1 protein-coding gene is annotated in these 655 nt (G+C 46.4%); it reads left to right on the top strand.

Going from position 1 to position 655, the window contains the following annotated elements:
• Window positions 1–21 precede the first annotated feature (21 nt).
• A partial coding sequence (locus tag G9H65_RS13275; RefSeq protein WP_166375818.1) for a hypothetical protein occupies window positions 22–655 on the top strand: 634 nt, incomplete at its 3' end.

Genomic DNA, 655 nt, shown 5'->3' with positions numbered 1-655 from the left:
AATGGAGTAGCCACAGCGAGCATGAGCTTATACAAAGTGGAGTCTGCTTCAATCAGTGTGACAGACGGCAGCTTAACAGCGAGTGGAGGAGGAGAATTAGCTGTAGGCGTATCGGTAGGAAGCTTTGCTAAGTTTAGTGTAGCGATTGCTGGACCACAAACTTCAGGTACAGCGTTTACAGGAACGAATACCTTAACGGCACAAGATGCTTATGGTAATACAGTAACAGGCTTTAATGCATCTACGAATAACGTAACCGTAACATCTAGCTTAACAGGAAGCATTACAGGCTTAAGTGGCACGAATAAATTAAATAATGCGGGTGACTTTACATCTGGCGTAGCGAACTTAACGACCTTAGGTTTGATTTACACGGGAGCTTCTGGATCATCTACATTTACCTTTAGTCCAGTGACTGGAGCACCAGTAACATCTGGAGCGATTACGGTGAACTCAGGTGCAGCCACGAAATTGGTTATCACAGGAACAGGCACCCAAACGGCAGGAGGTAGTCAAAGCATTACGATCACAGCTAAAGATGCGAGTGGCAACACAGCAACAGGCTATACCGGCATTAAGTCGATCACGTTCAGTGGAGCGAATGCTTCAAGTAGCCCAGCTACCAACCCAACCGTAGCAGGCACGAACTTTGGTA

The sequence above is a fragment of the Aquirufa ecclesiirivi genome (assembly GCF_011250515.1).
Classification (GTDB): domain Bacteria; phylum Bacteroidota; class Bacteroidia; order Cytophagales; family Spirosomataceae; genus Aquirufa; species Aquirufa ecclesiirivi.
The sequence above is the reverse complement of the archived record's forward strand: the minus strand, read 5'-3'. Positions and strand labels throughout refer to the sequence as shown.